Source organism: Streptacidiphilus anmyonensis (assembly GCF_000787855.1).
In the GTDB taxonomy this organism is placed as follows: domain Bacteria; phylum Actinomycetota; class Actinomycetes; order Streptomycetales; family Streptomycetaceae; genus Streptacidiphilus; species Streptacidiphilus anmyonensis.
In genome coordinates this window covers 42,803-46,706 of sequence record NZ_BBPQ01000035.1, presented here as the reverse complement: position 1 = coordinate 46,706, position 3,904 = coordinate 42,803, and the positions used below count along the sequence as shown (strand labels likewise).

Annotated in this window: 3 protein-coding genes; all 3 read left to right on the top strand. The window is 70.6% G+C overall.

Features of this window, described 5'->3' with window-relative positions; translation table 11 throughout:
* Positions 1-1,524 precede the first annotated feature (1,524 nt).
* Positions 1,525-1,725, top strand: coding sequence for a hypothetical protein (locus TR50_RS45835; RefSeq protein WP_152648636.1), 201 nt, complete (start codon positions 1,525-1,527; stop codon positions 1,723-1,725).
* 7 nt (positions 1,726-1,732) lie between these two features.
* The gene (locus TR50_RS25840) at positions 1,733-1,999 is read left to right on the top strand and encodes a hypothetical protein (RefSeq protein WP_042426678.1); all 267 of its coding nucleotides are present in this window, start codon (positions 1,733-1,735) and stop codon (positions 1,997-1,999) included.
* 252 nt (positions 2,000-2,251) lie between these two features.
* Positions 2,252-3,904 (top strand): Ig-like domain-containing protein (locus TR50_RS47005; RefSeq protein WP_169790438.1); only part of this gene is annotated, 1,653 nt, incomplete at its 3' end.

Below are 3,904 nucleotides of genomic sequence, written 5' to 3'. Positions count from 1 at the left end.
GCCTTGACGGCACTGTCCGACGGCAGCTGGCAGGTGGCGTGGACCGGCGCGGACCCCAACACCAGCCTGTGGCTCGCCACCGGCACCGGCACCGCCATCTCCGGCAACCCCGCCGCCCCCGATCAACTCGGCGTCGCCTGACCGACCCCCCAGACCCGGACCGAGAAACGAACCGGCCCGGAAACACTCACCAGCAACTGACCGACCCCCAGACCCGGACCGAGAAACGAACCGGCCCGGAAGCACTGACCAGCGACAAAGACTGACGGGTGAGGCACCGGCCGCCGTAGCGGCCGGTGCCACACCCATACACCGGAGCACCGGCCGCCGGCCGGCGGTCCGCAACCCACCACCACCGGCACACCCACCAACCGACCCACCCGCCGCAGCACCCGCCCAACCCACGAACCCGACGCCCAGCAACAAGACGCCCGACCCCAATCGTGATCGCGCCCTACCCGGACCCGTCCACGGCACGCAGCCGGATGAGCAGACCACGCACGTCGCCGACGGCAGAACACGCCCACACCGGCCCCGCCCCCACCATCGACGACGACCTCCCACCCGCCGCAGCCGCCCCCAGCCACCTTGATACGCGGCCGCGCCAGCCACATCACGTCGACGCCACGCCGGACCACGACACCGATCAGACCAGGCGCCATCGCGACGACGCCACCGACGCCACCACCGGCATGGCGAAATGCCATTCCGCCGTGCTCGAGACCGCTCACGACACTCGCAGCAGCCTGACAGCAGGTCATGCGTACGTCGGCGGACGGTGCGCAGCGGTATCCGAGGGCCTTGGGCGAAAGGCGCGGTGCAACATCCGACAGCCGCGCGAGGGCAGGCCGCGGCCGCTGCGGATTGCAGCCGGCCGCGCAGGGCGGCTTCGGTGCGTGCTTCGAAGCGGCTTTCCGGCGCCGGCGTTCCATGAGGGTTGCCATCCGGCGGTGGACGGTGCGCAGTCCGCTGCAGGTCCTTGGCGAGGATCTCGAGCCCGGCCAGGATCGCGTCCATCCCCACCAGACGCTCGGCCCCGTCCACCGGCGTGCTGGGAGCGAACGCCCCGAAAGCCGCGACGGACACGAGCATGCGGTCGGTCAAGTCGTTCAGGGCCGTGCGGACCTGCCGGTCAGTCAGCCCCATGGCGGTCACGGGAACGGAAAGGCCTGACCGCGGATAACGCGGCACCGCCGCATACACCGCCTCGACCACCGGATCCAGCCCCAGAACACCCAGCGCCATGCCCACACCCCCGTGCGCGTCGTGACGCCGACAGACCAACCCGTGCAGCCCGTGACCCCCTCAGCGCCGGGCCGACCGCACAACGCCCGGCCGGTGAACGGCCCCAGACCACGGAGCCAGGCACCAAGGTGCCGGGCACCTTGGTGCCGGCCCGGACCCGTTCCCCGGGCCGTGAAGCGCAGGGCATTCTTTTCTCAAGCCGCCGGCCGGAAAACAAATCCGGCGACGGACCATCAAATCCGAGAACTCCCACCACCGAAATTCGAGCCGGGGGCCGTCATGTCGAAAATCGTCCGCGCCGCAGTGATCGCCGTCCTCGTCGCCGCCCCCACCCTGGGCGCGACCGCCACCGCATCGGCGACCGCCCTCCCCTCCGGCATCGGCTGGGACCAGGCGCCCGCCCCGGCAGCGGCGGCGGCGGCCATGACGGTCGCCTCCCCGGTGACGCCGGCGCAGACGGACGGCATCGGCTGGGACTAGGAGCGCCATGCACCTCGTCCACCTCATCCTCACCCGCCCCGACCTGCCCCGCCCCAGCCCCTCAGACGCCGAGCGCGTCCTCGACACCCTCTGGGCCCACCTGGACCCCGGAACCGGCATCGAACACATACGGACCCGGCCGCGGGCCAGCGCAGTAGACCTCGGCCTGTGGTTCAGCGGCGACGGAAGCAGCGCGGCCGAGCAGGCCGCGACCGCCATCGCCCACCTCCTCGCCTCCCTCCCCGGCTGGACCGCCACAGCGCCGCAGCCATAAGCGCGCCGAACCCAACAAACGGGCCCCAACTCCCGCGCAGCCACCACGGCCGGCAATTCCTCCGGCTGCACCTGCGGCCGGGAGCGCACCGGCCCCATCTCGACGCATCCCGCGCTTCCCGCCGCCCGGCGGCCGCTTCACCCCACCGGCTGAGGACCGCCCGGGGACACCCACGGAAGTCCTTCGCACCCGCTCCCGGCCCTACCGCGGCCGACAGCGACGCCACCTTCACCACCTATCAGGGGAACACCCATGCCTTCTTCTGCACGCCACCGCACCAAGCTCCGCACCCTTGGCGCTCACCGTCGCTTCTCCGCCGCGACCCTCGCCGGCACGCTCGCCGCGTCCGCTCTCGTATCCATAGCCGCCATCGGCCCAGCACACGCCGCAGGAGCGGCAGCGTGCACGGACACCTCCGCCAAGGGCGGATCCATATCCCCGTGCATGATGCTCGCCCGAGCGAACAACTGGATCGCCAACCAGGTCCCCTACAACCAGGGCGGCTGGTACGCAAGCCCGTCCGGCGACGGGACCTACCGTGAGGACTGCGCCGGATTCGTCGCCATGGCGTGGCACATGACGTGGAGCCCGCCGGTCACCTACAGCCCTCCAGGTCTGGACGACCCGTCGATCTCGAAGTACCTGGGCACGGTCGCCAGTTTGCGTTCGGCCGGGCAGCTCAACACGATCCAACCGGGCGACGCCCTCGCACTGACCGGCGAGCACATCGTGCTCTTCGCCGGCTGGACCGACTCCACCGACACCACTGCCGTGATCGACTCCGAGTCCCACACCGGGACGCCGACCGGCCAGGACCTCTGGTCAGCCTCCTACCTGGCAGACCAGGGCTACAAGGCCTACCGCTACAACCTCAACCAGACCAACCCGCCGGCCACCGCGCCCACCGTGTCCATCGACAGCGGCATGGTCAACGGCGGCACCTACGGCAACTCGCCCGTCTCGGTCACCGGGACCGCGTCGCCCGCAGCAGACTCCTTCTACTTCCACATCCAGCAGAACGGGGTCGACAAGGCCTTCTCGCCCGCCGTCCCCGGCACACCGGGCACCACGCACCACACCTGGCAATTCGATCCGTCCTCCCTGCCCAACGGCACCTACCAGGTCTTCGCGGCAGCCACCCTCAACGGGGCGATCGGCACTTCCGCACCGATCACGATCACGATCAACAACGGTCCCGTCGCACCGGCCGCACCCGTCATCACCGTGCCGTCCGGTGCAGTGGCCGGCACCACCGCACTCACCGCCTCCGCCCCGGGGGCGGCTTCGGTGACCTACAGCGTCGACGGCACCGTGATCGGCACCTCGACCTCCGGACCCGACTTCTCCCTGGAATGGGACACCGCTCAGGTCCCAGCCGGCCAGCACACCCTGACCGCTACCGCCGCGAACAGCGGCGGCACCTCTCCCCGCTCGGCCCCGGTCACCATCACCGTGAGCAACGCCGCCCCGGCCATGGTGATCGATCCGCACAGCGGGCTGCAGGTCGCGTTCGCCCGCGACAACAACGGCGTCATCTCGCAGAACTACCTGACCGCCACCTCGGGCTGGTACGGCTTCAACGCCCCCTCGCTGGGGAACGCGCCGGTCAAGTTCGCCAGCGAACCGGCCGCGACCGTGACCAACGGAGCGGTGAACCTCTTCGCCATCGGCGTCGACGGCAAGGTCTACCAGAACTACCAGACCTCCACCGGCTGGTACGGATGGGACGCGACCTCGCTGGGCGCCTACAACCAGAACTTCACCGGCACCCCCGCCGTCGTCCAAAGCCCGACCACGCACCTGCCCGTGCTGTTCGTCCGGGCCACCGACGGCACGATCCGCCAGAACTACCTCACCGCCACCACCGGCTGGAACGGCTTCGACGTCAACTCCCTCGGAGCCAAC